The following is a 2,264-nucleotide window of genomic DNA, read 5'->3' on the forward strand; positions in this document are numbered from 1 at the left end:
GGTGGAAGCTCCAGACGAAGCGGTATGACGTGTCCCCGGTTTGCAGCACGCACACGCGCATCAGCGCGTCTTCGCTCAAGTCGAAGCCGCGGGCTTTGTCCTCCTCAAGGAAAGCCGCTACATAGGCCTGCCGCTCGGCTTCCTCCATGCCACGCAAATCCTCATAACGGAAGCCGGCCTGTTTGCTCCGGTAAACGATCTGCAAAGGCTGCTCATGCCAGCCGCTGTAAAAATTCGTCCGGAACATAGGGTATCTTTCCACCAGCAGCTCCAGGCTCTTCTCGAAGACGCCGACATGGAAGCTGCCCTGCAGGTCGAACGTCGCCTGCTCGAAATAAGCTCCCGAATGCGGCTCCATCAGGCTGTGGAACAGCATCCCTTTTTGCATCGGGGTGAGCGCATACACGTTCTCCAGCTCGCCCGCAGTGCGGGTGCGTTCCACAAGCGCATCCAGCTCTTCGATCGTCAGCCCTTTGAGCAACACGTCGCTTGGCGTCAGCTCTGGCCGCTCTTTCGCCACGCAGTGGGCGACCACCTCACGCAAGCTCGCCTCCAGCAGTCCGGCCAGCCGCTCCATCGTTTCCTTGCGGTACGCTTTGCCGCTGTAACCGATGGACAGCCGCAGCTCGCCGTCCGCGACCATGCCGTTGATATCCAGCTCGTATCTTCTGGCCAGGCTTCCGCTGACGGCCGCTCCGCTCGAATACGACGATAAGCGGAACGCGTTGCCCTGCAAATCCTGGTCGAACTGCCCCAAATAGTTAAAGCTGATTTGCGGCTCGATCTCAAACTCTACGCTGCCTTGGGAACCCGAAGAAGAAGACAAATATCGCAAAATGCCGTAGCCGATCCCTTTGTTCGGGAGGCGGCGCAGCCCTTCCTTCACCCGCTTGATCCGCCGGGATACATCCTTCTCTGCGCCAAGCTCAAGCACAACCGGGAATTGGCTCGTAAACCAGCCGACGGTGCGCGTAATGTCCAGCTCCGGCAAAATGGCTTCGCGGCCATGTCCCTCCAGATTGACGAGCACCCGCTCCATCCCGGTCCATTCGTGAACGGCCATGCCCAGCGCCGTCAGCAGCAGATCGTTCACTTCCGTGTTATACGCGCGGGACGCCTGCTTCAGAAGCTGCTCCGTCTCCTTCGCCGTCCATACCGCCGTAACGGCTTCGCTGTCCCCGACCTGCGCCGGACCCTGCGCTTCATCCTTCGGCAGCGCGTCATAATCCGCTTCCGCGATCTGCCGCCAATACGCCCGTTCGCGCTCGATAGCCGGACCGTTCGCATAGTGCGACAGCTGCTCCGCCCAGATCCGGAACGAATCCGTTTTATGCGGGAGGCGAACCGCTTCACCCTTCAACGCTTGCTCATAGCTTGCCGCCAAATCTTCAAGCAAAATGCGCCACGATACCCCGTCCACCACCAGATGGTGAATGGCGATCAACAGATGGTCTCCGTCCGCGCAGCGGAACAGCCCCAGCTTCACCAGAGGTCCGGCGCTCAGGTCGATGCCGCTTTGAATCTCGTTCGCCTTCGCTTCGATCGCTGCAGCGCAATCCGCTTCCCCTGTGAAATCCGCGATGTCCAGCGTGAACGGTTCACCCTCGTCGATCCCGCGGTTCCACGCCTCGTAGCCGCCGCTTTCCGTCCGGCGGTAAACGGTACGCAAAGCGTCGTGATGCCTGACGATCTGGCGCATCGCCTCACGAAGCGCCGCTTCGTCGAAGCCCGCTTCCCGGTGAAGCATCAGCGCCTGGTTATAATGATGCGGCTCGGCCGGCTCCTGCTCGAAATACCAATGCTGAATTGGCGTCAGCTTCACGTCGCCTGCTACTTCCCCTTGGTCGGCGATGCGGTCGACAACCTGTACATGGCTGCCCAGTTCAGCCACGGTCGGATATTGGAACAGCTCTCGCATTTCGATTTTATAGCCGGCTTGAAGCAGCCTCGAAGACACCTGAATCGCCTTGATCGAGTCGCCGCCCAACTCAAAGAAATTGTCCAGCACGCCAACGGCTTCGACTCCCAAAACCGCCTGCCACACCGACGCCAGCGCTTGCTCCACGGCAGACCGCGGGGCCACGTATTCCGTTCCCGTCTGCACGCTTCCTTCCGGGGCGGGCAGCGCTCTGCGGTCCACTTTGCCGTTCGGCGTCAGCGGAATCCGTTCCACCTGTACGAAATACGACGGCACCATGTACCCCGGCAGCTCCTGCGACAGTGCGCTGCGCACTTCGCCTGCGCTCAGCTCGCTCTCCGCCGTA

1 protein-coding gene is annotated in these 2,264 nt (G+C 60.7%); it reads right to left on the reverse strand.

What is annotated here, in order from left to right; all coding sequences use genetic code 11:
- A partial coding sequence (locus tag PEH01S_RS34115) for a condensation domain-containing protein (protein ID WP_246063153.1) occupies positions 1-2,264 on the reverse strand: 2,264 nt, incomplete at both ends.

The sequence above is a fragment of the Paenibacillus ehimensis NBRC 15659 genome, from assembly GCF_004000785.1.
GTDB lineage: Bacteria > Bacillota > Bacilli > Paenibacillales > NBRC-103111 > Paenibacillus_G > Paenibacillus_G ehimensis.